Origin of the sequence: Anatilimnocola floriformis (genome assembly GCF_024256385.1) — a bacterium.
Taxonomy (GTDB): domain Bacteria; phylum Planctomycetota; class Planctomycetia; order Pirellulales; family Pirellulaceae; genus Anatilimnocola; species Anatilimnocola floriformis.
The window spans coordinates 1,373,999-1,399,561 of the sequence record NZ_JAMLFW010000001.1; the positions used below are offsets into that span (position 1 = coordinate 1,373,999).

23 protein-coding genes are annotated in these 25,563 nt (G+C 58.3%); 16 read left to right on the forward strand and 7 right to left on the reverse strand.

Translation table 11 applies throughout. From position 1 onward, the window contains the following. Positions 1 to 17: 17 nt before the first annotated feature. The 3 genes from M9Q49_RS05700 to M9Q49_RS05710 all read right to left on the reverse strand — a co-directional run bounded on the left by M9Q49_RS05700 (position 18) and on the right by M9Q49_RS05710 (position 4,367). On the reverse strand, positions 18 to 1,538 hold the full coding sequence (locus M9Q49_RS05700) for an NCS1 family nucleobase:cation symporter-1 (protein WP_254507742.1): 1,521 nt from the start codon (positions 1,536 to 1,538) through the stop codon (positions 18 to 20). 55 nt (positions 1,539 to 1,593) lie between these two features. Further along, complete coding sequence (gene hydA / locus M9Q49_RS05705; RefSeq protein WP_254507743.1) at positions 1,594 to 2,973, reverse strand: dihydropyrimidinase; 1,380 nt, start codon at positions 2,971 to 2,973, stop codon at positions 1,594 to 1,596. Positions 2,974 to 3,077: 104 nt separating this feature from the next. Next, positions 3,078 to 4,367, reverse strand: coding sequence for an aspartate aminotransferase family protein (locus tag M9Q49_RS05710; protein WP_254507744.1), 1,290 nt, complete (start codon positions 4,365 to 4,367; stop codon positions 3,078 to 3,080). Positions 4,368 to 4,548: 181 nt separating this feature from the next. Here M9Q49_RS05710 and M9Q49_RS05715 point away from each other — a divergent pair, with 181 nt between their 5' ends. The 12 genes from M9Q49_RS05715 (at position 4,549) to M9Q49_RS05770 (ending at position 18,722) form a co-directional block, all read left to right on the forward strand. Next, a complete protein-coding gene (locus tag M9Q49_RS05715; RefSeq protein ID WP_254507745.1) occupies positions 4,549 to 6,063 on the forward strand; it encodes a CoA-acylating methylmalonate-semialdehyde dehydrogenase in 1,515 nt (504 codons plus the stop codon). A 121-nt stretch (positions 6,064 to 6,184) separates the two neighbouring features. Next, positions 6,185 to 7,411: a Zn-dependent hydrolase gene (locus tag M9Q49_RS05720; protein WP_254507746.1), complete on the forward strand. Its 1,227-nt coding sequence runs from the start codon at positions 6,185 to 6,187 to the stop codon at positions 7,409 to 7,411. 128 nt (positions 7,412 to 7,539) lie between these two features. Continuing rightward, positions 7,540 to 9,072 (forward strand): hypothetical protein, encoded by a 1,533-nt coding sequence (locus M9Q49_RS05725; protein WP_254507747.1) that lies wholly within the window; start codon positions 7,540 to 7,542, stop codon positions 9,070 to 9,072. Between the two features lie 148 nt (positions 9,073 to 9,220). Beyond that, complete coding sequence (locus M9Q49_RS05730) at positions 9,221 to 11,254, forward strand: primary-amine oxidase (protein ID WP_254507748.1); 2,034 nt, start codon at positions 9,221 to 9,223, stop codon at positions 11,252 to 11,254. An 87-nt stretch (positions 11,255 to 11,341) separates the two neighbouring features. Then, entirely contained in the window at positions 11,342 to 12,763 is a 1,422-nt protein-coding gene (locus M9Q49_RS05735) for an outer membrane protein assembly factor BamB family protein (protein ID WP_254507749.1), read from the forward strand. Positions 12,764 to 12,784: 21 nt separating this feature from the next. Next, complete coding sequence (locus M9Q49_RS05740) at positions 12,785 to 13,936, forward strand: lactonase family protein (RefSeq protein ID WP_254507750.1); 1,152 nt, start codon at positions 12,785 to 12,787, stop codon at positions 13,934 to 13,936. Between the two features lie 6 nt (positions 13,937 to 13,942). After that, positions 13,943 to 14,398 (forward strand): hypothetical protein, encoded by a 456-nt coding sequence (locus M9Q49_RS05745; protein ID WP_254507751.1) that lies wholly within the window; start codon positions 13,943 to 13,945, stop codon positions 14,396 to 14,398. Between the two features lie 59 nt (positions 14,399 to 14,457). Further along, positions 14,458 to 14,640: a hypothetical protein gene (locus M9Q49_RS05750; protein ID WP_254507752.1), complete on the forward strand. Its 183-nt coding sequence runs from the start codon at positions 14,458 to 14,460 to the stop codon at positions 14,638 to 14,640. 133 nt (positions 14,641 to 14,773) lie between these two features. Further along, the gene (locus M9Q49_RS05755; RefSeq protein WP_254507753.1) at positions 14,774 to 15,643 is read left to right on the forward strand and encodes a hypothetical protein; all 870 of its coding nucleotides are present in this window, start codon (positions 14,774 to 14,776) and stop codon (positions 15,641 to 15,643) included. Beyond that, positions 15,640 to 17,166 (forward strand): oligosaccharide flippase family protein, encoded by a 1,527-nt coding sequence (locus tag M9Q49_RS05760; protein ID WP_254507754.1) that lies wholly within the window; start codon positions 15,640 to 15,642, stop codon positions 17,164 to 17,166. Before M9Q49_RS05755 ends, M9Q49_RS05760 begins: the two co-directional genes overlap by 4 nt. Positions 17,167 to 17,256: 90 nt before the next feature. Next, positions 17,257 to 18,282, forward strand: coding sequence for a DUF1559 family PulG-like putative transporter (locus tag M9Q49_RS05765; RefSeq protein WP_254507755.1), 1,026 nt, complete (start codon positions 17,257 to 17,259; stop codon positions 18,280 to 18,282). 26 nt (positions 18,283 to 18,308) lie between these two features. Next, positions 18,309 to 18,722 carry a hypothetical protein gene (locus M9Q49_RS05770; RefSeq protein WP_254507756.1) on the forward strand — a complete coding sequence of 138 codons (414 nt, stop codon included), beginning with the start codon at positions 18,309 to 18,311 and terminating at the stop codon, positions 18,720 to 18,722. A 3-nt stretch (positions 18,723 to 18,725) separates the two neighbouring features. Here the strand turns inward: M9Q49_RS05770 and M9Q49_RS05775 are convergent, their stop codons facing one another. Continuing rightward, a complete protein-coding gene (locus M9Q49_RS05775; RefSeq protein ID WP_254507758.1) occupies positions 18,726 to 19,292 on the reverse strand; it encodes a ribosomal protein L7/L12 in 567 nt (188 codons plus the stop codon). A gap of 167 nt (positions 19,293 to 19,459) precedes the next feature. On the opposite strand from M9Q49_RS05775, the gene M9Q49_RS05780 reads away from it, so the two are divergent. Beyond that, on the forward strand, positions 19,460 to 19,777 hold the full coding sequence (locus M9Q49_RS05780; RefSeq protein WP_254507759.1) for a hypothetical protein: 318 nt from the start codon (positions 19,460 to 19,462) through the stop codon (positions 19,775 to 19,777). A 31-nt stretch (positions 19,778 to 19,808) separates the two neighbouring features. Here the strand turns inward: M9Q49_RS05780 and M9Q49_RS05785 are convergent, their stop codons facing one another. After that, positions 19,809 to 20,708, reverse strand: a complete 900-nt coding sequence (locus tag M9Q49_RS05785; protein WP_254507761.1) for a DUF1559 family PulG-like putative transporter — start codon at positions 20,706 to 20,708, stop codon at positions 19,809 to 19,811. Positions 20,709 to 20,713: 5 nt separating this feature from the next. Next, a complete protein-coding gene (locus M9Q49_RS05790; protein WP_254507763.1) occupies positions 20,714 to 21,355 on the reverse strand; it encodes a bifunctional 4-hydroxy-2-oxoglutarate aldolase/2-dehydro-3-deoxy-phosphogluconate aldolase in 642 nt (213 codons plus the stop codon). Positions 21,356 to 21,926: 571 nt separating this feature from the next. On the opposite strand from M9Q49_RS05790, the gene M9Q49_RS05795 reads away from it, so the two are divergent. Together M9Q49_RS05795 and clpX are read left to right on the forward strand one after the other, a co-directional pair. Continuing rightward, complete coding sequence (locus M9Q49_RS05795; protein ID WP_254507764.1) at positions 21,927 to 22,190, forward strand: hypothetical protein; 264 nt, start codon at positions 21,927 to 21,929, stop codon at positions 22,188 to 22,190. 310 nt (positions 22,191 to 22,500) lie between these two features. Further along, positions 22,501 to 23,787 carry an ATP-dependent Clp protease ATP-binding subunit ClpX gene (clpX, locus tag M9Q49_RS05800; protein WP_315861163.1) on the forward strand — a complete coding sequence of 429 codons (1,287 nt, stop codon included), beginning with the start codon at positions 22,501 to 22,503 and terminating at the stop codon, positions 23,785 to 23,787. A gap of 195 nt (positions 23,788 to 23,982) precedes the next feature. On the opposite strand, the gene M9Q49_RS05805 is transcribed toward clpX, so the two are convergent. After that, on the reverse strand, positions 23,983 to 24,777 hold the full coding sequence (locus M9Q49_RS05805; RefSeq protein ID WP_254507765.1) for a hypothetical protein: 795 nt from the start codon (positions 24,775 to 24,777) through the stop codon (positions 23,983 to 23,985). Positions 24,778 to 24,917: 140 nt separating this feature from the next. On the opposite strand from M9Q49_RS05805, the gene M9Q49_RS05810 reads away from it, so the two are divergent. After that, entirely contained in the window at positions 24,918 to 25,370 is a 453-nt protein-coding gene (locus M9Q49_RS05810) for a hypothetical protein (protein ID WP_254507766.1), read from the forward strand. Positions 25,371 to 25,563: the final 193 nt, after the last annotated feature.

The window sequence follows — 25,563 nt, forward strand, 5'->3', positions numbered from 1 at the left end:
ATCAACGCGCGAGCGCGTTACCTCTCTTCAAGATCGGCGGCGACGCTCGGATGACCGAGCATCAGCAGCCAGTACAACACAAAACCAAGCCCAAACGTGACAAACCAAGCGTATTGATAAATTACCTTGAGAAATTCCGGCGGAGCGATTTTTCCGTGGGTCGCCGCATGCAGAAATCCCGGCAAGCAAGGCGCAATCCCGAGAACCAACGCGGCAATTGCCCGCCAATTCACACCGCCGGAAAAAGAGTATCTGCCTTTGGGTTCGAAGAGTTCTTTCAAATTCAGTTGCTGTCGTCGCAGCACCCAGTAATCGCAAATCATGATCCCGCCGATCGCTCCCATCAGGCCGGAGTAACCCACCAGCCACACGCCGATGAAATAATCTCCCATCAACTTCCACGGCATCATCAGCATGCCGATGACAGCTGTGATCAGGCCGCCCGTCATATAGCTGATGAGTCGCGGATTGAGATTGGAAAAATCGTTGCTCGGTGAAACCACGTTCGCGGCTAGATTGGTCGTCAGCTGCGCGAGAAAGATAATCAGCGTGGCGAAGAGGACGATGGCGATGCTGTTGAACTTCGCCATGAGATCGACGGGGCTCGGAATCGGATAGCCGTAAATGATGACCGTCGCGCTCGTCACCGCGATGCCGATAAAGGCGAACAGCGTCATCGTCGTCGGCAAGCCAAGTGCCTGGCCGAGCATCTGTGATTTTTGCGAACGAGCATAGCGCGTAAAGTCGGGAATGTTCGTGGAGAGTGTGGCCCAATAGCCCACCGCACCGGTTAATGACAGCGGAAAGATCGCCCAGAAGTTGTGTTGCTCTTTTTGCAGCTTCACTGAGCCTTCAAGGACGGGGCCGATGCCACCTGCTTTCCACACGCACCAACCGAGCAGCGCCAATCCGCCGATGAGCAATAGCGGCGAGCCCCAACTTTCCAGATGCTTGATTTGCTCGAGGCCCGCGATGATGAAATAAACTTCCACGCCCCAAAACAGCAGCAGCGCCAGCCAAGTATGCAGCTGCAGACCGATGAGCTCCGTCGTCAGTGTTTTCCAGCCGGGAAACATCATGCCGATGAGGACGTCCATGGCTTCGCCGCCGATCCAGGTTTGAATGCCGAACCAGCCGCAAGCGACAATGGCCCGCAGCATGGCTGGAACATTCGCGCCGACGGTGCCGAACGACGAACGGAGCAAAACCGGAAACGACACGCCGTACTTCGTCCCCGCGTGCGCATTGAGGCACATCGGAATCAGCACGATCGTGTTGCCGAGCAGAATAGTGATCAGCGCCTGCCACCAGGTCATCCCCGCGCTGATCATGCCGCCGGCCAGTTGATAGGTGGTGATGACCACGCTCATGCCGATCCACAGCGCGGCGATGTGCCAGGTGCTCCAGGTGCGCTGAGCCAGCGTCGTCGGCGCGAGATCGGCGTTCCACAGCGGCGAATGCGAAACGTCTTCGTGCAGTTCGACAAAATCAGCGTGGTGAATCGTGGGCGCAGCTGCCGTGGTCGTGGTTGATTTCATGCTTCCATTTTTACGTAAGGTGGGTCGAGCGGTACTCCACGAGGCCCACCATGAACTACATCTGAGCGCAAGGGCCACGGCGGATAAACCGACCATCACCGGCCCGCCCCGTGTACTTGCCGTGATCGACAATCACCTTGCCGCGAGAGAGAACAACGTCGGGATTTCCCTTGATTTTCCACCCTTCGAACAAGCTGTAGTCGCAATTCATGTGGTGCGTCTTCGCGCTCAGCGTCCTCTCGACGTTCGGATCGAAGAGGACAATGTCCGCATCGCTGCCGACAGCGATCGTTCCCTTCTTGGGGAACATGCCGAACATTTTTGCGCTGGCGGTCGAAGTGATTTCGACCCATTTGTTCAAACTGAAGCCGCGTTTCATCGCGCCGTCGTACACGAGCGACAAACGATCTTCGACGCCGGGCCCGCCGTTGGGGATCTTCGTGAAATCGCCACGGCCTAGTTCTTTTTGACCTTTGAAATTGAACGGACAATGGTCGGTCGACACTTCCTGCAAATAGCCGAGCTTGAGCCCCTTCCATAGTGGCTCGATGTTTTCGCGGCCGACAAGTGGAGGCGTGAAGACGTACTTGGCCCCTTCGAAGTCCGGCTTGTCGTAATACGTCTCATCGAGAAACAAATACTGCGTACAGGTTTCGCCGTACGCCGGAAAGCCTTCGTCGCGCGAGCGCTGCAGTTCTTTCATCGCCGCTTCGCAGCTCACATGCACGATGAAAACTGGTGCCTTCGCTACTTCGGCCACACGCACCGCGCGAGCCACGCCATCGGCTTGCATGCTCGGCGGCCGCGACTGCGCGTGATACTTCGGCTCGACTTTGCCTTCGGCAAGCAGATTGTTAATCAGTTGCGTGATCGCATCGCCGTTCTCAGCATGCACGAGGGTCATGCCGCCAGCTTCGCCTGCAGACTGCATGACGCGGAACATCGTCTGATCGTCGATCATGAAGACGCCGGGATACGCCATGAAGAGTTTGAACGTGGTGATGCCGGCGTCGATGATCTTTTTGAATTCGGGTTTGTGCCGGGACTCGTACTCGGTGATGGCCAGGTGATAGCTATAGTCGATCGCGCACTTTCCTTCGCTCTTGGCATTCCAATCGTCGATCGTCTCGGCGAACGTTTTGCCATGATATTGAATGGCGAAATCGATAATCGATGTCGTACCACCAAACGCCGCGGCCCGCGTGCCACTTTCAAAATCATCGCTCGACACGGTGCCGCCAAACGGCAACTGCATGTGAACGTGCGGATCGATGCTGCCCGGAATGACGAGCTTGCCCGTCGCATCGATCGTCTTATCGGCGGGCACCGGCAAATTCTTGCCGATCATGCTGACCGTTTCGCCGTCGATCAGCACATCGGCAAAGTAGTCGTCGGTGGCGGTGATGATCCGGCCGTTTTTAATGAGTGTTTTCATGGTATCTCCAGGTAGCCCGACGCGTTAGCGAGGAAGCGGCGGGTACCAACTCGGATTCTTAACTCCACTTGCTCAATTCCTCGCTTACGCGTCGGGCTACCTTTTCAACCCTTCGCCGCTACGGTCAAACCTGCATCGATCGCCTCGACCAGTTCATCCACCTGCGACTTCCCCGCGTTCAGCATCAAACCAGTGCGAATGACGTTGCCATACACGCCGCCCTTGCCGAGCAGTACGCCCCGCTTCTTGCACTCTTCGAACACCGCGATGACCGCTTGCGGCGCGGGGGTCTTCGTCTTGCGATCCAAAACAAGTTCCAGCGCCTGCATCATGCCGAGGCCGCGAGCGTCGCCGATCAGCGGATGCTTTTCCTTCAGCTCTTTGAATCGTTCACCGAGATAAGCGCCGGTGACTTTGCAATTCTCGAGCAGGTTGTTGTCCTCAATAACGGACAGCGTCGCGCGACAAGCTTCCATCGAAACCGGATTGCCGCCGAACGTCGCGAACGTGATACCGGGGAATTTATCGGCAACAGCAGGCGTGGCGATGGTCATGGCGACCGGCGCACCGTTGCCCATCCCTTTCGCGCTACACATGATGTCGGGCTTCGCGTTCCAGTGTTCGATGCCCCACCAGTGCTGACCGGTGCGGCCCCACGCCGTTTGCACTTCGTCGGCGATGAACAGCCCGCCGTACTTTTTCGCGATGGCAGTGGCTCGTTCAAAATATCCCGGCGGCGGCACGATGAAACCGCCCGAGCCGATGATCGTCTCGGCCATGAAGGCCGCGATCTCGCCGCAGGTTTCCGTTTGAATCAGCTCTTCGATGTCGTTCGCACATTCGAGGCTGCAGTTGCTGTTGTCCTTCGCACCGAACGGACAGCGATAACAGTACGGCGCGTGAGCGTGCTTGATCCCCGCGACCGGCAGCGGAATTTTCTTCCAGCCGCTCTGCCCGCAACCGGCCAGCGTTTGCAAACTGCGGCCCGAATAGCTGTGCCGCAGCGTGATGATGTCGAGCCGGCCGGTCGCCGTGCGGGCGGCGTTCATCGCCGTTTCGTTGGCTTCGGTACCGCTGCTGGTGAAGAACGTTTTCTTCAAGTCGGCTGGTGCGATCGAGGCCAGCTTTTCGGCCAGGTTCGACTGCGGCGCGCTTGCATACAGGGTCGACGTGTGGCTTATTTGTTTCACCTGATTGACGATGGCTTCGACCACCTTCGGGTTGGCATGGCCGACGCTCACCGTCAGCACGCCGCCGAACGCATCGAGGTAACGTTTGCCGGTGCTATCCCAGACGTAGTTCCCTTCACCACGCACGAGCTCAATCGGCTCCTGGTAGTACATGGCCACGGCGGGAAAGAGAAACTCGCGGTGCTTGCGGACGGCGTCGCTCATAGCGGCTCGCTTCAAAGCGGTCTTAGGAGGCGGCCGAGAATTTTGTTCGCAAACATCGTCAAGGTGTTCGACCAACACCAGAGGAGAAGTGACGACTGGATTCGCGCGAGCGCCTCCCTGTTGGCGCCACTCCACGAGGTTTAACATAACTACAGCCAATTCAAATTTAAAGGGCCTTCTCATGTCAACTGCCGCGCCCCCTGCTGCTCCTCCGACCATCCCCATTCTTTCCGGCGGCAAGTGGACGCAGTCGAAGTCGACGCGGACCTCCGACGTCTTCAATCCCTCGACGGGACAGGTCATCGCGAAGGTGCCGTTGTGCTCGAAGAGCGAAGCCGACGATGTGGTAAAAGCAGCCGCCGATGCCGGACCGGCCTGGGCAGCGACACCGGTGGTCGAACGTGCTCGAGTGTTATTCAAATTTCGTGAACTGCTGATGCAGCGGTTCGATGAAGTCGCGCGGCTGGTGACGCGCGAACATGGCAAGACTTTGGCCGAGGCGCGGGCCAGTGTGCAACGCGGCGTCGAGGTCGTCGAGTTCGCCTGCGGCATTCCGAGCTTGCTGATGGGACAGACGCTGCCTGATGTCGCGCGCAACGTCGATTGCGAAACAGTGCGCCACCCGCTCGGCGTGTGCGTCGGCATCACGCCGTTCAATTTTCCCGCCATGGTGCCGATGTGGATGTTTCCCGTCGCCATCTGCTGCGGCAACACGTTTGTCTTGAAGCCGAGCGAAAAAGTGCCGCTGTCGGCAAATTTCATGGGGGAGCTGCTGACGGAAGCCGGTTTGCCGCCGGGTGTGTTCAACATCGTGCATGGCGACAAAGAAGTCGTCGATGCGCTGCTGACGCATGAGCTCGTCCGCGCGGTTTCGTTTGTTGGTTCGACAGGTATCGCGAAGTACGTTTATGAAATGGGAACGAAGCACGGCAAACGCGTGCAATCGGCCGGCGGCGCCAAGAATCATCTCATCATCATGCCCGACGCCGATCTCGACCAGGCCGTTGCCGCGCTGCAAGCATCGGCCTTCGGCTGCGCCGGTGAACGTTGCATGGCCGGTTCGATTGCGGTTCCCGTTGGTGACGTTGCGGGCCGGTTTGTCGATCGCCTCTGCGAAAAAGCCAGCAAGATGACAGTTGGCCCGACTGACACTGGCGCCGAGGTCGACATGGGGCCGCTGATCACGGCAGCCCATCGCGACCGGGTGGCTGGTTATCTCGATGTCGCGCAAAAAGAAGGAGCGACCGTCGCGCTCGACGGTCGCAAAGATCTGCCGACGAGTGGCTTTTTTGTGCGGCCTTCCGTCGTCGACATGGTTCAGCCCGAGATGCAACTGGCTCGCGACGAAATATTTGGACCGGTACTTTCCGTCGTCCGCGCGAACTCGCTCGAACAAGCGCTGGCCGTCGGCAAGAAATGTCCCTTCGGCAATGGCGCGTCGATTTTCACGAATAGTGGTTACGCTGCGCGGCAGTTCAAGCAGCATTTCAATGCCGGCATGATCGGCATCAACGTCGGCGTCCCTGCGCCGATGGCTTGGTTTCCGTTCACCGGTTGGAATCAATCCTTCTTCGGCGACCTGCATGTACAAGGGCTTGAGGGGATTCAGTTTTATACGCAAGGGAAGACCATCACGACGCGGTGGTTTGCGACCGCAGCGGAGTCGCATGCCGATCCGATTTGGCGATCAAAGTGATGTTCCGCCCCAGTCGTCGATTCGCTCCGCGATCGATGAGTGGACTCTACGGCGTAACCGAAGCCGGGTCTGATTCAATTCCACCTCCATTCATCGATCGCGGAGCGAATCGACGACTATCATGCTCAACCCCGCTCGCACCGTCGTTGAACTCAAAGAACTCCGCGCACTGACTGGTGATGAAAACGGCGCGCAGCGCGTGGCATTCACCGAGACTTGGGTCAAAGCGCGAAATTGGTTTAAAGAGAAGCTGAAGGAATTGCCCGTTGAGGTGCATCAAGATGCAGCGGGTAATCTCTGGGCGACGCTGAAAGGCAAATCGTCGAAGGAATTATTGATCGGGGGCCATATCGATTCGGTGCCGAACGGCGGTTGGCTCGATGGTTGTTTGAATGTCGTCGCCGGACTCGAAGTGCTGCGGCGGATTGCTGCCGAAGGCGTGCCGCCGGTGACGATTCGCCTGGTCGATTGGTGCGATGAAGAAGGAGCGAGATTCGGCCGCAGCTTGTTCGGCTCTAGTGCAGCGAGTGGTGCTCTCGTGCCCGATGACGTTCGCAATCTAACCGATCGGCAAGGTGTGAAGCTCGTCGATGCGGTCGCGCCGCATGGCATCGATCTCGATCGCGCGCTCGATGCCCAACAGGAACTGAAGAACGCCGCCGCTTATCTGGAACTCCACATCGAACAAGGTCCGGTCCTTGAAAGCCTCGACCTGCCGATGGGCGTCGTCCTTGGCACGTTCGGCGTCGAGCGGCACACCATTACCTTCAAGGGCCAGGCCGCGCACTCCGGTTCCACGCCGATGACGCATCGGCGCGATGCGCTCGGTGGCGTTTCGAAACTGCATCTGGCGATTCGTGAGATTGCCATCGAGCACGGCGGCGTGTGTACGGTCGGCAAAGTAACCACCGAACCAGGCATCGTGACGGCCGTTGTCGGCGAAGCGACGATGACGCTCGATCAGCGGCATCTGGATGCGGCTGCGCTTGAAAAGATGTATGTCGCAGCCAAGGCAGCCAGCGAGCGAATCGCCCAGGATGAGAAAATCGAAGTCAACTGGAAAACACTGTGGCGGATTCAGCCGTTTCCGTTTCATCCTCGCTTGATTGAGCTGTGCGACGCGGCGATCCAAGAAACTTGCGGCACGGTCCATCGCCTGCCGAGCGGGCCGCTGCACGATGCTGCGGAAGTCTGCCGCGCCGGCGTGCCGACGATCATGCTCTTCGTGCAAAGCCTTCGCGGCATCAGCCACAACAAAATCGAAGACACCCGCGAAGAGCATCTCGAACTATCGGTCGCGGCCCTCGACCGGCTGGCAACGAAAACGATCGCCTGGCTCAGCCAGTGAGCGATCGACGTACACTCCAGCAATAATGTCTAGCAACAATCCACAACTCGTGGATAAACTGTTGGGAGTCGGCCACCGCTCTTTCTCTTCTCGCCTGCATTCTCAGGGCAGATTTTCGGAGGCATCGCATGTCGGTCGTCACAGCATTTCAATCTGATTTGCGTTTACGCATCTCGCTCCAATTGCTGCTGGCCGTGTTCTTCGCCAGCGAGTTCGGAGTTAAATTCGCGGTCGCCCAAGTTGCTGATCCGTTTGTTCCAGCACCGGCAGCTCCTTCTGCTGCGGCGCTGCGCGCTTTGAATCCGCCGCCTGTGTGGCGAGGAAAAATCCCGCGGACTAAACCAGCGTTGGAAGTAAAGTCTCTGGATTTAAGTGACTCCGATTTCAGGGACCTATGGGAGCTCGCTGACTTTCCCAATCTGACAGACCTGTACTTGCGGAAGGCAGAGTTGCAGAGTCTCGCAGGAATTGAGCAATTCAAGCACTTAAGGCACCTCGTCATCGACGAGACCGCCATTGAGGACATTGGGCCTCTCCGCGCTTGCCGAGAACTGCAATCACTCCACATGCAAAAGTGTCCGGTTCGTGACCTTTCTGTTCTCTCCGGGCTGAAGCTGACGTTTCTCGACATTGACAACTCCGATGCTGTAGAACTGCCGACGATCGAAACTCTTGGAGCAATCTCATTTAATAACACGAAAGTTGCTGATCTTACGCCAGTGTCAATGTCCACGAACTTGACGATGGTCACTGGAAAAAATTCGCGAGTGTCTGACCTTTCGCCACTGTCGAAGTGCACCAAGATCGATTGGCTGGATCTAGGATCTACGTCGGTTTCCGACATCTCTCCAGCGGCCAATTTTCGCAATCTGAAGCATTTGTATCTAGAACATACGCCCGTGGGGAGTTTGGATCCGCTCACAAAAACCACCAAGCTGACCGACGTCGATATTTCCGCGACAAAAGTAGTCGACTTGACGCCGTTGGCGGGGCATCGCTCACTGCGAATATTCGTGATGAACGATACGGGCATCAGTGACCTCACGCCGCTCAAAAACTGCAAAGGAATGTCGTTGTTCAACTGTAGCCGAACAGCTGTTTCTGACATTTCTGTCTTCGCGAATTTTCGCAGTTTGAGGCTCTTTCGTTTTGAGGGCAAAGACCGCGAGAAACCTCCCACCATCAGCTTAAAACCACTTTCTTCCTGTACGTACCTCACTGAACTCCAGCTCTGTAAGGCCGTGGTCTATGACACGGAGCCGCTCGCGAAATGCGAGTATTTGAGGAGTCTGGGTTTCGAAGACGTCCCTATTAAGAACCTGGTTCCCCTGGCCAAACTGCAGCGTCTGGTAACACTGCGCATCAAGAATGGCGAGGTTGCGAACCTGACGCCTCTCGAATCGTGCTCTCAATTGTCTACATTGGAAATCGACAGAATTCCGGTCACGGATCTGTCTCCGTTACTGCGGATGAAACTGTTGAAGAGTTTGAAGATTTGCAATATTCCCGTCGAGCAACCGTTTTACAAAGAGCTGAAGGCTCAGGTTGCAGCCGTATATTTACTCGGGGCTGCTCAGAAATGGGACGTACGGGGTCGCCTGCCGCAAGATGCTGACGACCTCACTTTGCCCCTTTCAAATGCGCGGATACCTCTGCCGTAAATCGTTTCTTCGCGGCGGCCGCTGTTTACTCGCAGGAATGACCCGACCACGATCGCGAATATGCCGGGGAATTGCGATTTTTTGGCTACTGACGCCCGGGTGTTTATCGATTGATTGGATCAGCCTGCCTCTTTGAAAGGATTCAATGATGATTCGTGTTTGCCTGCCGCTGCTGCTGATCATGGGCCTGACGACCTTGGCGCCGGCCGCCGCGCCACATCCACTTACTCCGCTCACTGCAGACGAAATCACGCAAGCCGTGGCCATCATCCGCCGCGAACAGCAACCGGCTGGTGATTTTCGTTTTCCCGTGCTCAATCTCCACGAGCCAACGAAGGATGAGTTGCAGCGCTTCGCCACTGGTGAAAAAGTGCCGCGGCGTGTCTTTGCTGTCGTGCTCGACCGAAACACGCAACGCAGCTTCGAAGCCACCGTCGATCTGACCTCGCAGAAGCTCGTTCAATGGAACGCCCTGCCGAATGTTCATCCGCTGGTGCTGTCGGCCGAATACATCGAGGTTGCCGACATCGTGCGGGCTGATCCGCAATGGCTGGCGGCGATGAAGAAGCGGGGCATCGATACGGAGAAGGAAATTGAAGAGGTCAATCTCGATTGTTGGGCGCCGGGCGTGCTTGAGGTGAAGGGCTCCGAAGGGGCTCGGCTGATGCGGGTGATTTCGTTTCAGCGGGCCGGCGGGATTAATGCCTATGGCCGACCGATCGAGGGCGTTGTCGTTGCCGTCGACATCGACAAAAAGAAGGTCGTCCAGTTCATCGACACCGGCGTCGTGCCGATCTCGGCAGATGGCGGCACCGATTTTTTTCAGGAGGAAGAAGTCAGCGAACGGCCACAACCGAAGCGGCTTGTTGTTTCTCAGCCAGACGGAGTCGACTTCACCGTGAATGGCAACGAAGTTCGTTGGCAGAAGTGGCGATTCCGTTTTCAGATGCACGCCCGCGAAGGGCTCGTGCTGCACACGGTTGGTTATGAAGACGGACTCGACGAACAGCGGCAACCGAAAGTTCGCTCGATACTGCATCGCGCATCGATTGCCGAAATGGTCGTTCCGTATGGCGACGCATCGGCAGCCTGGAACTGGCGAAGTGCCTTCGATCAGGGAGAGTATGGCCTGGGGAAGACTTGCAATCGTTTGAGTAAAGGGCACGATGTGCCGGCCAACGCCCAGCTATTCGACGCGGTGTTTGCCGATGATTTGGGCAAGCCGGACGTCAGAGAGCGCGCGGTCGCCATCTACGAGCAGGATGGCGGCATTTTGTGGAAGCACTACGACGAGACTTCGAGCAAGGTCGAAACGCGTCGGGCGCGACAGCTGGCCGTCACCTCGGTCACCACCGTTGGCAACTACGACTATTGTGTGAACTGGATCTTTCATCAGGATGGCACCCTCGAAGCCCGCGTCGATCTCACGGGTATCTTGCTGGCGAAGGGTGTCACGCCGCAGTTGTGTGAAAAATGTGCAGCCGCTGCGGCGGGCAAGATCGCGGTGGCGACAGGCGATCAGAGATATGGCACGCTGGTGAGCAAGAGCATCGTTGCGCCGAATCATCAGCACATTTTTAGCTTCCGCCTCGATTTCGATGTTGATGGCCGCGAAAACAGCGTGGTGGAGACCAGCGTGAAGCCGGCGCCGGTAGGCGAAGCAAATCCAGCGAGCAACGCCTTCATCCATATCGAAACGCCGCTGAAAACCGAAGCGATAGCACGGCGCGATCTCAACTTACTGGAACATCGCCGCTGGAAAATCTTTAACAGCAGCAAGCCGAATTCGCTTGGCCATTTCGCCGGCTATCTGCTCGAACCGGGCGCGAACTGCGTTCCCAAGGTCAGCGAGAAATCCACCACGGGGCAGCGGGCCGGCTACATCAATCATCACTTCTGGGCGACTCGTCACAAGGACAATGAATTGCACTCAGCCGGCGACTATCCTCGCCAGCGCGGAACCAGCGACGGCTTGCCGCTGTGGAGCGGCGACGAATCGCTCGAGCAGCAGGATGTGGTAGCGTGGTACACAATGACCGTCACGCACGTGCCGCGGGCCGAGGAATGGCCTGTGATGTCGGCCACGCGGGCCGGGTTCTCGCTCGTGCCGAGCGGGTTCTTCACTCGCAATCCGGCGCTCGATGTCCCTGCCGAAACCGCGCCGCGGGCTGCGGAAGAATAGCTGAGGGAGGTGAGCGACGCCCTCGCATTTTCGCACCAGATCATCGACAATACGCCGAGCCGCTCCAACTCCCTTCGGACTCCCGCCATGAAACTCCATCATCTCTGCTGCTTGCTGATCGTTGGTGGTCAGCTGGCCCAAGCCGAAGACTGGCTGCAGTTTCGCGGCGCAAACTCCACCGGTCTGGCTCCCGCGGGCGCCGCGCTGCCAAGTGAAGTCGGGCCTGAGAAAAATGTCGTCTGGAAGGTGCCGCTGCCGCCAGGACATTCTTCGCCGGTGCTGGTGAAGAATCGGATCTACGTAACAGGTGTGCGCGACAAGACGAAGTTGCTGACGATCGCGCTCGATCGCGCGACGGGGCAGATTGTGTGGGAACAGGAAGCGCCGCACAAAGAACTCGAAAAAGTTCACAGCATCGGCAACCACGCGCAGTCGAGCCCCGCGGCCGATGGCGAACGAGTTGTCAGCTTTTTTGGTTCGAGTGGCTTGTTTTGCTACGATCACGCGGGCAAGTTGCTCTGGCAAAAGCCGATGGGGCCGTTCAACAACGATTTCGGCGCCGGCAGTTCGCCGATCATCGTGGGCAATCGCGTCATCTTGTGTCAGGATCACGATCAAGGCGCGTTCGTCGCCGCGTACGACAAGACGACCGGCGAGCAACTCTGGCATGTCGATCGCCAAGCCGATTACTCGCGCAACTGGTGTACGCCGGTGATTTGGAATGTCGCGGGCAAACAGCAAATGGTGCTCGCCGGCACTCTGAAGGTGGCCGGTTACGATATCGAGACCGGCAAGCAAATCTGGACCGTTCGCGGCGTATCGCGGGTCGTCTGCACGACGCCGGTGATTGGCGACGATCAGAATTTGTACGTGGCTGGGTGGTCGGCGGGCGCTGATCCGGGCGAGCGGATTGTACTCGATGAATTCGAAAAGGTCGCGCTGGAATTCGACAAGAATAAGGACGGCGTGTTTGAGGAAGACGAACTGCCGAAGGGCGCGCTCAAGCAGCGATTCTCGCAGTGCGATCGTGACAAGGATGGCAAGATCACGAAGACCGAATACGACGAATTCCGGATGCTGTTTGATCAATCGCAGAACGTGATGATCTCGATCGCGCCCGGCGGCGTGGGCGATTGCACCGAAACGCATGTCCGCTGGCGGGTGGAGAAGTTCATCCCGTTTTGTGCCTCGCCGCTGTACTACAACGGCAGAGTTTTCATGATGAAGGACGGCGGGATTTTTTCGAGCGTCGATGCGGAGACCGGCAAGCTGAAGAGAACCGCCCGTGTGCCGGGGACCGGCGATTTTTATTGTTCGCCCGTTGGTGGCGACGGCAAGATCTTTCTGATCAGCGATGATGGCAAATTGACGGTCACCTCGGCCGAGGATCAGTGGAAAGTGCTGAGCACCGCCGATCTGGAAGAGCCGGCCTTTGCCACGCCGGCGATCGCCGATAGTAAGTTGTACATTCGCACGGTCGGACATTTGTATTGTTTTGGAAACAAGTAACCTCTCTTAGGATTGGCTTCGATGAATCGCAGAATCACCTTATTCGCCCTTGTTGGCTTGTCGCTCATGACCTCATTACTCACGGCTCAGGAAAAGCAGCGTGTCTATCTCGGCACGTATACGGGATCGAAGCCGGAGCAGAGCAAGGGGATTTACCTGTGCGATTTCGACGCCGAGACGGGCAAGTTGGGCGAACCGAAGCTCGTTGCCGAGACCGAGAATCCCACTTTTCTCGCGCTTCATCCCGATGGCAAGCATCTGTACTGCATCAACGAAGTGGGCAAGTTTCTCGGTAAGGATGCCGGCGGCATCACGGCGTTTGTGATCGATGAGAAAACTGGTGGGTTGAAGCAACTCAATCAGCAACACTCCGGCGGTCCGGGACCGTGCCATCTGGTGGTCGACCGCGAGGGGAAATGCGTTCTCGCCGCGAATTACGGCGGCGGCAGTTGCTGTGCGGTGGTGCTGAAAGCGGACGGCAGTCTCGGCGATGTGACTTCGTTCTTCCAACACGAAGCCAAGCCGGTAGCGGCTGGCGCGAAGGTCCGTGCGCCGCGTGGACACTCGATCAACGTCTCGCCCGACAATAAACTGGCGCTGTGCGCCGATCTCGGTCGCGATGAAGTGGTGATTTACAATCTCGATGCCGCGGCGGGAAAGTTGACCACGCATGATCCAGCCGCTGGCCACACGCCTGAAGGGGCCGGCCCGCGACACTTTGCGTTTCATCCGAACGGCAAGATCGGCTACGCGATCAATGAGCAAGCGCGGACGATGACTGTCTTTGCGTTTGATGCGGCCAAGGGTTCGCTCACCGAACTGCAAACCATTTCGACCGTGCCGGAAGGTTTCGCCAAGGGGAGCACCGCAGAAGTGGTCGTTCATCCGAGCGGCAAGTTTGTCTACGGCAGCAATCGCGGCCACGACAGCATCGCTGTGTTTCAAGTCGATGCCGCGACCGGCAAGTTGACCGCGTCGGGTCATCAAGGCGAAGGGATCAAGACGCCGAGGAATTTCAACATCGATCTCACCGGCAAATGGCTCCTCGTCGGCAGCCAGGACGGCCGCAACGTGGCCGTTTTCAAGATCGATCAAGCGACCGGCGCCCTCACGCCGACCGGCAACAAGATCGAAGTCTCGGCGCCGGTCTGCATCAAGTTTGCGAAGCAGTAACTGCCGATGTTGACGCGTGATCAATGGGCGCTAGCGGCGGCGGGTTTGCTGCTGCTGGCAAATATCGTGGTGCCGACGGTGATCGGGGATTTGTATCCCTTCACCTCGGGTCCCATGTTTCGCGATGCGCCGACGCGGTACTGCAACTACCGCGTTTACGGCCCGAACGGCCAACTACTCGATGCCGAGGTGTTCCTCGCCCATCGCATCTATGATGGCAATCCCGTTGGCTATGGTGTGGGCATCAAACCCCCGGCCGTGCTCGAAGAGTTTGGTAGCGAGCGCGACGAAACTTTCTGCCGTCAGCACATGGTGGAGCGACTCGCCGAAGAAGTGAATCGCGGCTATCCGTTTGTCGAAATCGAACAAGAAGTGGTCGGGGCAGTCGATGGCCAGCGCGTGGGAGTGATTCGAAGTGATCGCTGGCGGGTGGAGAATCCGCATTATCGGGGTGAGCGATAATGACGGTATCGTGCTAAAATACGAATCGTGCCAATACAGTAGTGATTGAGGGACGTGCGATGACTGCGAAAGACGCCTTGCTCGATATTGCCCAGAAACTTCCGGACGATGCATCGTTCGAGGGAGTCATGGAAGAGTTGCTGCTGCGTAAAAAGGTTGAAGATGGACGTAAAGACCTCAAGGAAGGAAACACGCTGACCCAAGAGCAGGTCCGTCAAGAGTTGCAGCGATGGGTAAAATAGTTTGGTCTCGTCGCGCCGCAACTGCTATCGCATCATGTATGAAGTTCATCGCGATGCGATTCTCCTCGTCACTATCATTCACGGTGCACGTAACCTTCCAGCCACGAGAGTAGAGCTGAATTCCTAATCGCCAATGCTCCTGACTCCCTCCTGGCAAGACCAACTCACTCGCCGTTCGCTGCCGCAGTTTGGTCAGTTGATTAACTGGGCGCTGCTCGCCACGGCGGCGGCGTTGCTCTTTTTGTCGTTCGAAGTGCGCGAGGGAACTCGGCAGTCGCCTTCGACGATCCTGTCTATTCTGCCGCACGCGTGGATCGTCTCGCCGGCATTGCTTTGGGGAAGTCGCGCGGCGCTCGCGATCGGCGGCGTGCTCTGGGCGCTGAATCGCGGCCTGCCTTGGTCGTGCTGGCTGACGACGGCGGGATTCACCGCGCTCTGGTCGATCCATGTCGAGACGACGTACAACACAGCGCACATTTTCAACTTGCCGAACATGCTGCTGGTGATTCAGTCGCTGTGGATCACGTTCGAATCGCCAGAGATGCGAGCCGCGATCAAGGCCGGCAAGTTTTATAAAACGCCGCTGCTGCCGCGGTGGGTGGTGCTGACCGGCATCGCTTACGTCGGACTGTTTCACACTGCAGCTGGACTGACGAAGCTGATGTACAGCGGGCCAGGCTGGGCAAACGGTATTTCGCTCCAGCTGTGGACGCATCTGTGGGGCCATTCGTGGGCGCCGTCGACGTGGATCATTCTTTCGAGTCGCACATTCACGCAGATCTTGCAGGGGGCCACGCTGGTCATCGAAACGGCCGGCGTGCTCGCGGTGTTTCCGCGCCTGCGGACGTGGATCGGCCTGGGCATCATCGGCTTTTATGCGGGTGTGTTGCTGACGTTTGATTATGGGTTTCATTTCAACGCGTTGTTCACTGCGCTCTATTTGCTGCCGATCGAACCTTGGTTGACGGCGCGAGCGGAACGTCAACTCGCTCGACAAGTATGACGCACGACGATCCTAGTACCGAGCCAGTCGAGAGCGCGCTGCAGGCGAGCGCCGCACTCACCAGTGCTACGCGCCGCGGCGCACCGCTGGTGCTGATTGGGCATCTGGCTTCGCAGCTTATCGGCCTGGGAACGCTCGCCATTCTCTTTCGCTTGCTGGGACCGGCGGAATTCGGCTTGCTCGCCGCGGTGCTGCCTGCGGTGATGTTGCCGCGGATGGCGGCGACGCTGGGGCCGGGCATTGCGGTGATGCAGCGGCGGGATCTGTCGCAGATGCAGCTCAGCGTTCTCTTCTGGCTGCAGGTGTTTGCGGGGATTGCGGCGACGGCGACGACCGTCGTCATCTGCTGGTTGCAGGCCCGTTACTACCACGAGCCGGCGCTGTTCGCCGTGGGCGTCGTTCTCGCCGGCGGGACTTTGTTCGCCGCGCTCGGCAATCAGCATCAGGCATTGCTCGAAAGAGATTTGCGCTTCGGCGCCGCGAGTTTGTTGCGCCTGGTCGCGCAGTTGATCGCGTGCATCGCGGCAATCGGCTGGGCCGTGTATCGTCCCGATGTTTGGGCGCTTGTGATTCAGCATGTGCTGGAGCTCGCCGTGCTGTTCGTCGGCAGTTGGCTGCTGCTGAAATGGTGGCCGGCCTGGCCGAAGCGTCCGTGGCACGTGCGCGAGTTGCTGAACTTCAGCGTCGCTTATTCGGTCAGTTCGCTGGTCCATTTTCTCGCACAGAATCTGGAGAAGATTCTGTTGCCGTTCTTTTTTGGCGTCACCGGCAATCGCGCGCTCGGTTTGTATTCGCAGGCTTTCGGGCTCATGATCAAGCCGGTCTATCTCCTCACGTCGCCGCTCACCGGCGTGATGGTTTCGTCGCTGGCCAAGGCGGAACCAGGCAGCGAGTTGTATTCGCGCCTGACCGCGCGCTTCTTTCGCATGTCGGCCCTTGGGTTATTTCCGTGCGCGATCGGTTTATCGCTGGTGAGCAACGACCTCATGCTGCTCGTCGGTGGCGGCGCATGGCGCGACGGCGGCGAGTTGCTCGGTTGGCTGGCTCCTGCGATCATCTCGATCGGTTTGCAGAATCTGGCCATCTTTGTGCTTGCTTCCCGCGGCCGTGGGCGGGAGTTGCTGATCGCGTCGTTCTGGCTGCTCGCTCTGCTGTTGCAAGGGGCTGCCATCGGCATGTATGTCGGCGGGCACAATGCGGGAAACGAATCGCTGAATGCGAGCCTGGGACTGGCCATCGCGTTCACGCTCGTGCATCTTTTTGTCTGGTGCTTGCCGTTTTTGTGGTTCGCGCTGCAGATTGTGCAGGTTTCGCCGTGGCAAATCGCGCGGCAGTTATGGCCCGCGGCGCGCTCGGCGGCGGTGATGGGACTGGTGGTGATCGTCACGCGCGAACTGGTGTTTAAGCAAGATAATTACTCGCCGAGCGTGCGACTGGCGACGCTCGTGCTGACGGGCGTTGTCACCTATCTGCTGATCGCGGCGCGTGAAATTTTGCAGCTGCGGCGGGAATGGGCCAACTGATTGGAGATATTTTCAGCTTGAAATTAACTCCACGGCGGCTATGTTAAGCGGAATCCAGATTAGCTCTCTCCTGAATTCATCGAGGCGACGATGTCTTCACGCAATCGCGGTTTCACGCTCGTCGAACTGCTCGTGGTCATTGCGATCATTGGCATCTTGGTCGCACTGTTGCTACCCGCAGTGCAAGCGGCGCGCGAAGCGGCCCGGCGAATGCGTTGTACGAACAACGTCAAGCAGCTGACGCTTGCCTGCCACAATTTCGAAGACACATTCAAGACGCTTCCCTACGGCCGCAAGTACGATTTTTGGGATACGTACACCTGGACGCAGCTGACTCTGCCGTACATCGAACAGCGGGCAGTGCATGAAAACTATTGGACGCTGACGCAGACGCCGAACACCGGTTCTTATCCCGGGCCGAATGGTCCGATTGGTGATGACGCCCGCCTGCGACTCGCGCGACACACGGTGATCCCCACCTGGAACTGCCCGACCGATCTGGGCGTGAAGCAGAATGAAATCGGCACGGCCGCGTATGGTTTCATTCGTGGCAACTATCGCGGCTGTGTCGGCAGCGGCGATATGTATGGATTGGCTCCGTCGAACGTCACGGGAACTGGCTGGTCGATGGGCGCATTCGGCGTCAAGTCAGGCCAAAGCAGCGATCCCGGCGCTACCGTGCAAACGATGGGTTGCAAGCTGGCCGAGATCACCGATGGCACGGCAAACACGCTCTTGATTTCCGAAGGGATCTCGAACTCGGTGACGCCCGGTTGGGGCGGCCCGATCGGCGAGATCATTTATGGAAACATCGGCGGAGCATTGTTCAACTCGACCCTCACGCCGAATTCGACGATTGCCGATCAGGTGTATGGGCCCTGCCCTGCCGCGGCGGGCGACACACGTTATCGCGCGCCGTGCGCGACGCTTGGCGGCAGCGCCTGGTTTCAACCTTCCGCGCAAGGCGCGCACGCGGCAGCGCGAAGTTTTCATCCAGCCGGAGTCGTCGTCAGCCTGGCCGACGGCTCGACGCGGTTTGTGATGGATAGCGTCGACGTGCTCATCTGGCGGGCGGCTGGCACGCGCGACGGCGGCGAATCACTGGCTTTGCCGTAGGCGAACAGCGAACGAAAGTCCTCTTCATGCAATTCAGATTCTTCGGCGTCTTCGTCGCGCTCGTGATGGCGGCAGCTTTCGTTGGTTGCGGCAATTCACAAGGCACGGTATCTGGCAGCGTGACGATCTCTGGTCAGCCGCTTGCCAAGGGGCAGATTCAATTCACCCCGCCCACTGGCGGCACACCCGTGGGTGCGGCGATTGTGGCGGGCAAATACACGGCGGTGAACGTCGTGCCGGGTGACAAGCAAGTCCTCATCACCGAGGAAGTCGAACAAGCGGTCGCTCTGACGCACGAAGAGATGCAAAAGCAAATGGCGTCCGGCGCTCGCCCGGCGCCACCGCTGAAGAGTCGCATCTCGCCGACGACCAAAGGGAACGGCAAAACGGTCACGATCAAAGTCGGCTCGCAAACGCAAGATTTTCTGCTCGAGCCGTAACGCTCAACGGATGAGCGCGATCGCGCCGATGCCGACCAAGACTGCGAGCAGGATCACCATTCCGAAACAGCCGCGACCGCCGCTGCCACCACCAGCAGCCGGCTGTTGTGTGAGCGCGGCTTCGAGCGCCTCGACTTCTTGCTTGGCCTCCAGCAGGCTGCAACCGGCTTGCTGGCGATAGATCTTGATCGCTTCCAGCTTTTGCCCCTGACGGACTAGTTGCTCGATCTGCTGCCGATCGATCACTGGCGACGGCTGCGCTAAAATCTGCACTGGCTCGATCGCTTGTCGATTAGCCAGCTGTTCCACAGCGAGACGATCGACAATTTGCTTGGCATCGAGCAGCGACAGGCCGGTGGCATCCTTGACGACCTTAATCGCTTCCATCTTGTGTCCGCGGCCGATGATCACGAGTACTTCATCTAGCAAGGCATCGCTGAGCGGACCACGGCTTTGGTTGTGTCCGACAGGCTGCGGCTGCCCGACCTGCGCCGGCTGCGATGCGCCGCAGTAAGCGCAAACCGGCGTGGCTACAGGAAGTTCGCGAAGGCAGTGAATGCAGGAGGGCATAAGAGTTCTCACCAATCTAGCGGAGCTAACTGCCCGAACGGACACGCGAAGGGAACGCAGGGTTCGCTGTACGATGCGAAGTGGCTACTAACGACGCCAGCGTATCGCGCAGCTAGAATGCCGAGAATCCTGCTACCGACTCGTCGGTCTTACCGAATGTCGCCACCATGAAACGCGAATCTCGTGCTCCAGTAATTTTCGCCATTGCGTTGCTGCTCTTACCAGTGCTGTATGTGGCGAGTTATTTCGCCCTGGTACACCACTCGGTGAAAACAATTACGCTGGAAATCAGCAGCAGTGGTGGCACGCCGGGAAGTCCGCCACCGCAGGACTGGCACATGGCGAGACACTATCGCTTTGAAGCTGACGGGTGGGCCAGCCAATTTTATTGGCCGTTGGAACAAGTCGATCGCCTGCTGAGGCCGCATGTGTGGGCCGAACCTCACAACAGCGTATCCGGGGTAAACACGTTTCTCGCTCGGTGATTGCCCGAACACGCCGCGGGCGAAACGCAGATCAATGACGCGGCCGCTCGACCCCTTCGTGGCCGGCAACGGTTGACATGGCTTCGATGTCGGCAGCCGAGGTGTTGTCAGGTAGGAATCGGACCTCGCCATCGGCGAAGAGGACATTGGCGCCGTTGCTGTGATTGCCCCCCAGGTCGCCGCCGATTTGAAAGTCGATCTGGTTCCCGACGAGGTCGACGGGCTCCATCCAACTCTTGCCGTTGCTTTCAACTTCGACGACCAGCAGCGTAGACGCAGGATCGTCCTTGATGTCGGTCATGTTTCGCGACGCGGCATCGGGAAACATGGTCTTCGGCCCGGTGATGACAACGTAGTTGCTTTCGTGCAGCGTGCGGGCGTTTTGATCGAGAGGCGAAGCGAAGAGCCGCGGCATTTGTGCAGCCAGGGAGAGATTTTGCGGCGCGTCCCAAGGCTCGTTGAGATTGATCTGTTGATGCAGCAACTGCCCCTCGGAGCCGAGATAGGGCAGGATCAGCACTCGCCAGCTGTGCAGCGGTTTGCCAGCCGCATCGACTGAGTAGGCCGGCGGAAAGTTGCCATTGTTAGCGGCTTGGTAGGCGAGAATGGCCTGGCCGATCTTGCGCAGGTTGTTGGCACAGGTGCGCTTGGCTGCGGCCTGATTGGCGGCGAGGAGCGCAGGTTTGCCGACGGCTTGATAGAAGGCAAAGAAGGCGATGCCGAAACCGATCACGAGCAAACCACCAATGATCGCGAGCTGATAGTTGCCGCGGCGAACTCCCTGCACGGCTGCGCGAAACGAATAGCCGGCCCGCGCCGAAGGTACGGTGACCAGCCGGCCACAGTTGACGCAGGGGCCGGTGTGGCCGGCGAATGGATCGTCGACCAGCGTGGTTTCGCCACAGTAGGGACAGGAGAAGTGGATGGGCATGGCCGTTACTTGGAGCGAAAGTCCTTCACCAGTTGCTGATACTGTTTCGCCAGGTTTTCGATTTTCTTGAGATCGCCGGCGGCAACAACTTTGGGATCGACCAGCGAACTGCCAACGCCCAGCGCACACGCGCCGGCTTTAAGAAAATCGGTCGCGGTTTCCAAATTCACGCCGCCGGTCGGCATGAGACGGATGTGCGGCAGCGGGCCATGCAGGGCCTTCAGATACTTAGGGCCGGTGATTTCGGACGGGAAGATTTTGACGATGTCGGCCCCGGCTTGCCACGCGGTGACAACTTCGGTCGGTGTGAACGCGCCGGGCATGATCGGCTTGCTGTAGCGCTTGCACATTTCGATAACTTGCACGTTCACGGCGGGCGACACGATGAACTCGGCGCCGGCGAGCAATGCGGCCCGGCAGGTCTCCGGATCGAGCACGGTCCCCGCGCCGAGCAGCACGCGCTTGCCGAGCTTGTCGGCCACTTTTTCCAAAACCTGCACGGCCTTCGGAACCGTAAAAGTCACCTCCATCACATCAACGCCGCCAGCCAGCAAGGCTTCGGCGACGTCGACGAGCAGCTCGCCACTTTCAGCGCGAATGACGGCGACAATGCAGGAATCGAGAACACGGGCGAGGGAACTGGGCACTGCGGGAACTCCTGGGGGTGATGCGGGAGTGCATTGTAATGCAGGCGGGGGAGAGAAGAAGTATGAGGGTTTGAGCGTGTGGGAGTGAGGGCGTATGGGCGAGAGTGAGCCAGTGAGTAAATGTGATTCGCGCAGCGAATCGTCGCTCCCTCGCCCCGCTTCGGGGAGAGGGTGGGGTGAGGGGTTTGAAGCTCACTTCAACTTTCCTTCACGCGCCTTAACAACAGGCCAACGCGATAGCCAAGGCAACTCGCAGCACCGGCCCCTCACCCTAACCCTCTCCCCTGAGTACAGGGGCGAGGGAACAGGAGTTTTTGAGCGAACCATCGTGGCACTCCCGCCGTACAGATTCCCAGCGAGGGAAGACTCCTCGCTTTCTAGGCTCATGACGGCCGCCAATCGCAAAAACGCCATTTTGTCGCTGTTTCGTCGTCCGCGGCTCCAACTCGGGTTCCCCCCCGATCGGCTTTCCAAGGCCGGAAAACTGGACTACCTCCGCCGTATGTGCATAATATCCAGCAGGTAACGGATGCACCGGGTACGCCCGCAAGCTACCCAACGGCGGAATTCCATGAAGCAACTCTCGCCGGAGACGTTTGCCCAGTTGTTGATCTGGGGGAGCGTGCTCCTAGGTTTGATCGCCATCGCGGCGCTATTTTTGGGAAAGTTGCGCGGAAGCGCGCAGCAATCCGAAGATTCAGCCAGCCAACTGCTATCGAACTTGCAAGATTTGCGACAGGAGGGTGACATCAGCGACACCGAATACCGAACTATAAAAGCGGTGCTAGGAGCTCAGCTCCAGCAACGAGCAAAGGACGATCCCGACAAGGCTTAAGAACGAGACTCCTCAGGTCGCAACGGCTGATCCAGCCGGGCAAAGTGTGCGGCGGAGAAGGTTTGTTCGCAGTCTGGAAAATGAACGTTCTTTACTGGTTGATCCGGCCTGGGAGGTCGGTTGCACTGACAACGATTGACTGTCGAATTGCTCGAACTTCAAGCGGACAAGGATGCCCCCTTCCCGCTGCTGGCAATTTTCCCTGGCTTCGGCCTGGTCGAGTTGCGAGTGGCGATCGAGCTTTGCACCTGTGAGGGCTGGACGCGCTTTTGTGGCCAGCTGAAATCCGCTGAAAGGAGTGTTTGAAGTTATGCCGGCAGGTAAGGACATGACTGGGGGGCGGCGAAGCGCCAGCACCACAAAGAAAAACGCCTACTGTTCGTTCTGTCGCAAGAGCTATCGCGACGTCGGACCGCTCGTCGAAGGGCCTGGCGACGTATATATCTGCGGTGAGTGCATCGAACTCTGCCAGTCGATCCTCGACCAAGAACAGCGCCGTCGCGGCGCTACAAAACCTCTCTTCAACCGCATTCCCACGCCGCGGGAATTGGTCGCTTCGCTCGACCAATATGTCGTCGGCCAGACCTTCCCCAAGAAGGTGCTGTCGGTGGCGGTTCACAACCACTACAAGCGGTTGCAACTCGGTGTTGAAGGTGGCGACGTCGAAGTCGAGAAGTCGAACATCCTGCTGCTCGGCCCGACGGGCTCTGGCAAGACGTTGCTCGCTCGCACGCTGGCCCGCGTGCTGAACGTGCCGTTCGCCATCGGCGATGCGACCACGCTCACCGAAGCGGGTTACGTCGGTGAAGACGTCGAAAACCTGCTGCTGAAATTGCTTCACGCCGCGGACTTCGATCTCGAAGCTGCCCAGCGCGGCGTTTTGTACATCGACGAAATCGACAAGATTGGCAAGACCAGCCAGAACGTGTCGATCACTCGTGACGTCAGCGGCGAGGGCGTGCAACAAGCCCTGCTGAAGATGCTCGAAGGCACTGTCGCCAATGTTCCGCCGCAAGGGGGCCGCAAGCACCCTGAGCAGCAGTACATTCAGATGGATACGACGAACATTCTCTTCATCTGCGGCGGCACGTTCGTCGGCATCGAAGACATCGTTCGCAAACGCCTCGGCAAGAAGGCCCTCGGCTTCGGCCAGCAGTCTTCGAACCAACGGCAAGACATCGAAACGGCTGAAGCGCTGTCGATGGTGCAAACCGAAGACATCCTCGAGTTCGGCATGATCCCCGAATTGATCGGCCGCTTGCCGGTGATCGCTTCGCTCTGCCCGCTCGATCACGCCGGCCTGGTGAAGGTGCTGACCGAACCGAAGAACGCTCTGCTCCGTCAGTATCAGACCCTCTTCCAAATGGAAGACTGCACGCTCGAGTTCGCCGAATCGGCTCTCAACGCCATCGCTCACAAAGCCGTGGTCAAGGGAACCGGTGCCCGCGGCCTCCGCAGCATCGTCGAACAGACCATGCTCGAAGTGATGTATGAACTCCCCGACCAACCGAAGGGAAGCAAGTTCGTCATCGACGCCGACATCGTCGAAGGCCGCCGCAAAATGTTCCCAGTGCAGCCGCAAGCCAAGAGTGCGTAAGACGCACCCACAGTCGCCTTTCGCTCCGCGAAAGAGTGCGTCTTCCGTAGGCCGGACCATTGGTCCGGCCTGACGCCGCGAGTGCAGCAAATTCGGCTCGGTACCCACACCCTGGACGGACCAATGGTCCGTCCTACGAATGCAATACAACGGCCACGCGAAAGCGTGGCCGTTTTTCGTTTTCTTGCAACTTCACTACTGTTGCTGATCTTGTCGCTTTATCAGTTGCGCTGCATGCTGGGCATCTAGCAGCGAACATCCCATGACTTGCTTGGTGACCTTCACACCCCACAACTCTCCCTGGGAAAATGCTTGGCAAATCTCTTGTCGCTGCTCTTCACTTAGGGCATCGACCGTTTGTTGGATTTTGCAACTCGCGCACAACGCCACGGGGTCGGCAGTTTTTAAAGTCATCCGCATGAGCCCGCAGCGCTCGCAAGCGTAAACCTCGTATTTGGCGAAGCACTCTTCGCAAATTGGCCGGGCACCCAACCCTGCGCTCGCGGGACTAAAGCAGACCTGGCACTTCGGCCCGGCACGCTCGGCCTCTGTCCAGCCCGCTGTGCGCAATTCTTGCTCTTCCAGCGAATGACAGTGATGACAAACGCCTCGCCACGGACAAGAGTCCGGCTGCAGCAGAAGCGTCGTGCATCGCTGGCATGGCTGTCCTTTGTCTCGCTCAATCCAGCGCGGGCAAGCATCCTCCGGATGAACGGGCGACGGAAAGTAAAACTCTGCGCGGAAGAGGGCGGCGACTTCTTGCCCCAATTCAGTTGCGGTCGCTGCTTCAGGCCAAGGCGGAACCTGGCCGTTAAACAGCCTGAGATCGCCGCCATGCCTGATCGCTGTTAAACAGTGCGTCTGCAAGTCAGCGGTGATCGCCGAGAAACGAACGAACCACCCCGTCGTGTCTCCATCCCAAAGTGCTTCAAAAGCGATGGGCTGTAAGCCGCGTGCGTTAATTTCAGCCAGGATTTCATCGCGAGTCATCCACCTCTCCTAGCTGCTTCAAGGTGTCTGCAGGACGGGCAGTTGACCCATTCTACGTTCAAACCAACGACAATGACTTGACGCTTCTTGAGAACGGTGAGACTTGCACACAAAATAGGTGCAGGAGAAAACGATCAGCAATGAATACAACTCTCTGCGAATGGTTTTACGCCGAGGCGCAAGAAGTGTACGTCGCATCGAGCAGATTCCCCGCCAAACTAGCCGCTCAGATCGACGGGCTACTAGATAAAGGCCTTGCACAAGCGGGAGAAGACTATCTTGCCAAAGCGACCATGCACATTTTCGCCACTGAGGTGAAGCTGATGTCTACATTGGTTGGCGGTGCCAGCCAGGAGATGTTACTCGCCTTCTGTGCTATGAAAGATTGTGGTTTTCGTAATCTCCGAACGAAGATCACCCTCACAATTTTCTATTTCAAAAAAATGCTCTCCGTCGATCCAACGATCTCGTTGGAAGATCTCCTGCTCCTCAAGGAAGAGGTTCTCTCCTACCGGGGAATGTTTGCGGAGTCACTGCCTCAAATTGAGGAACTCCTTTCTCCGCCGGCTGGACCGGCGGGGAGTTTTAAGTGAGAGGCGAGTTCTCTTAGCGGAATGGAGGATGGCGCATCTACGCCGGACCATAGTTGCCCGCGCTGCCGTGTCGTTGTTGAGCCGGATGGCCTGTCAGCGTGATCGCCTCAGGCGACGTAAAGCGAAATGAGCGAGCGATTTTTCGCTCACCAGAAGCTCGCTTGCGATCACCCGAAATAGTGGCAATATAGTG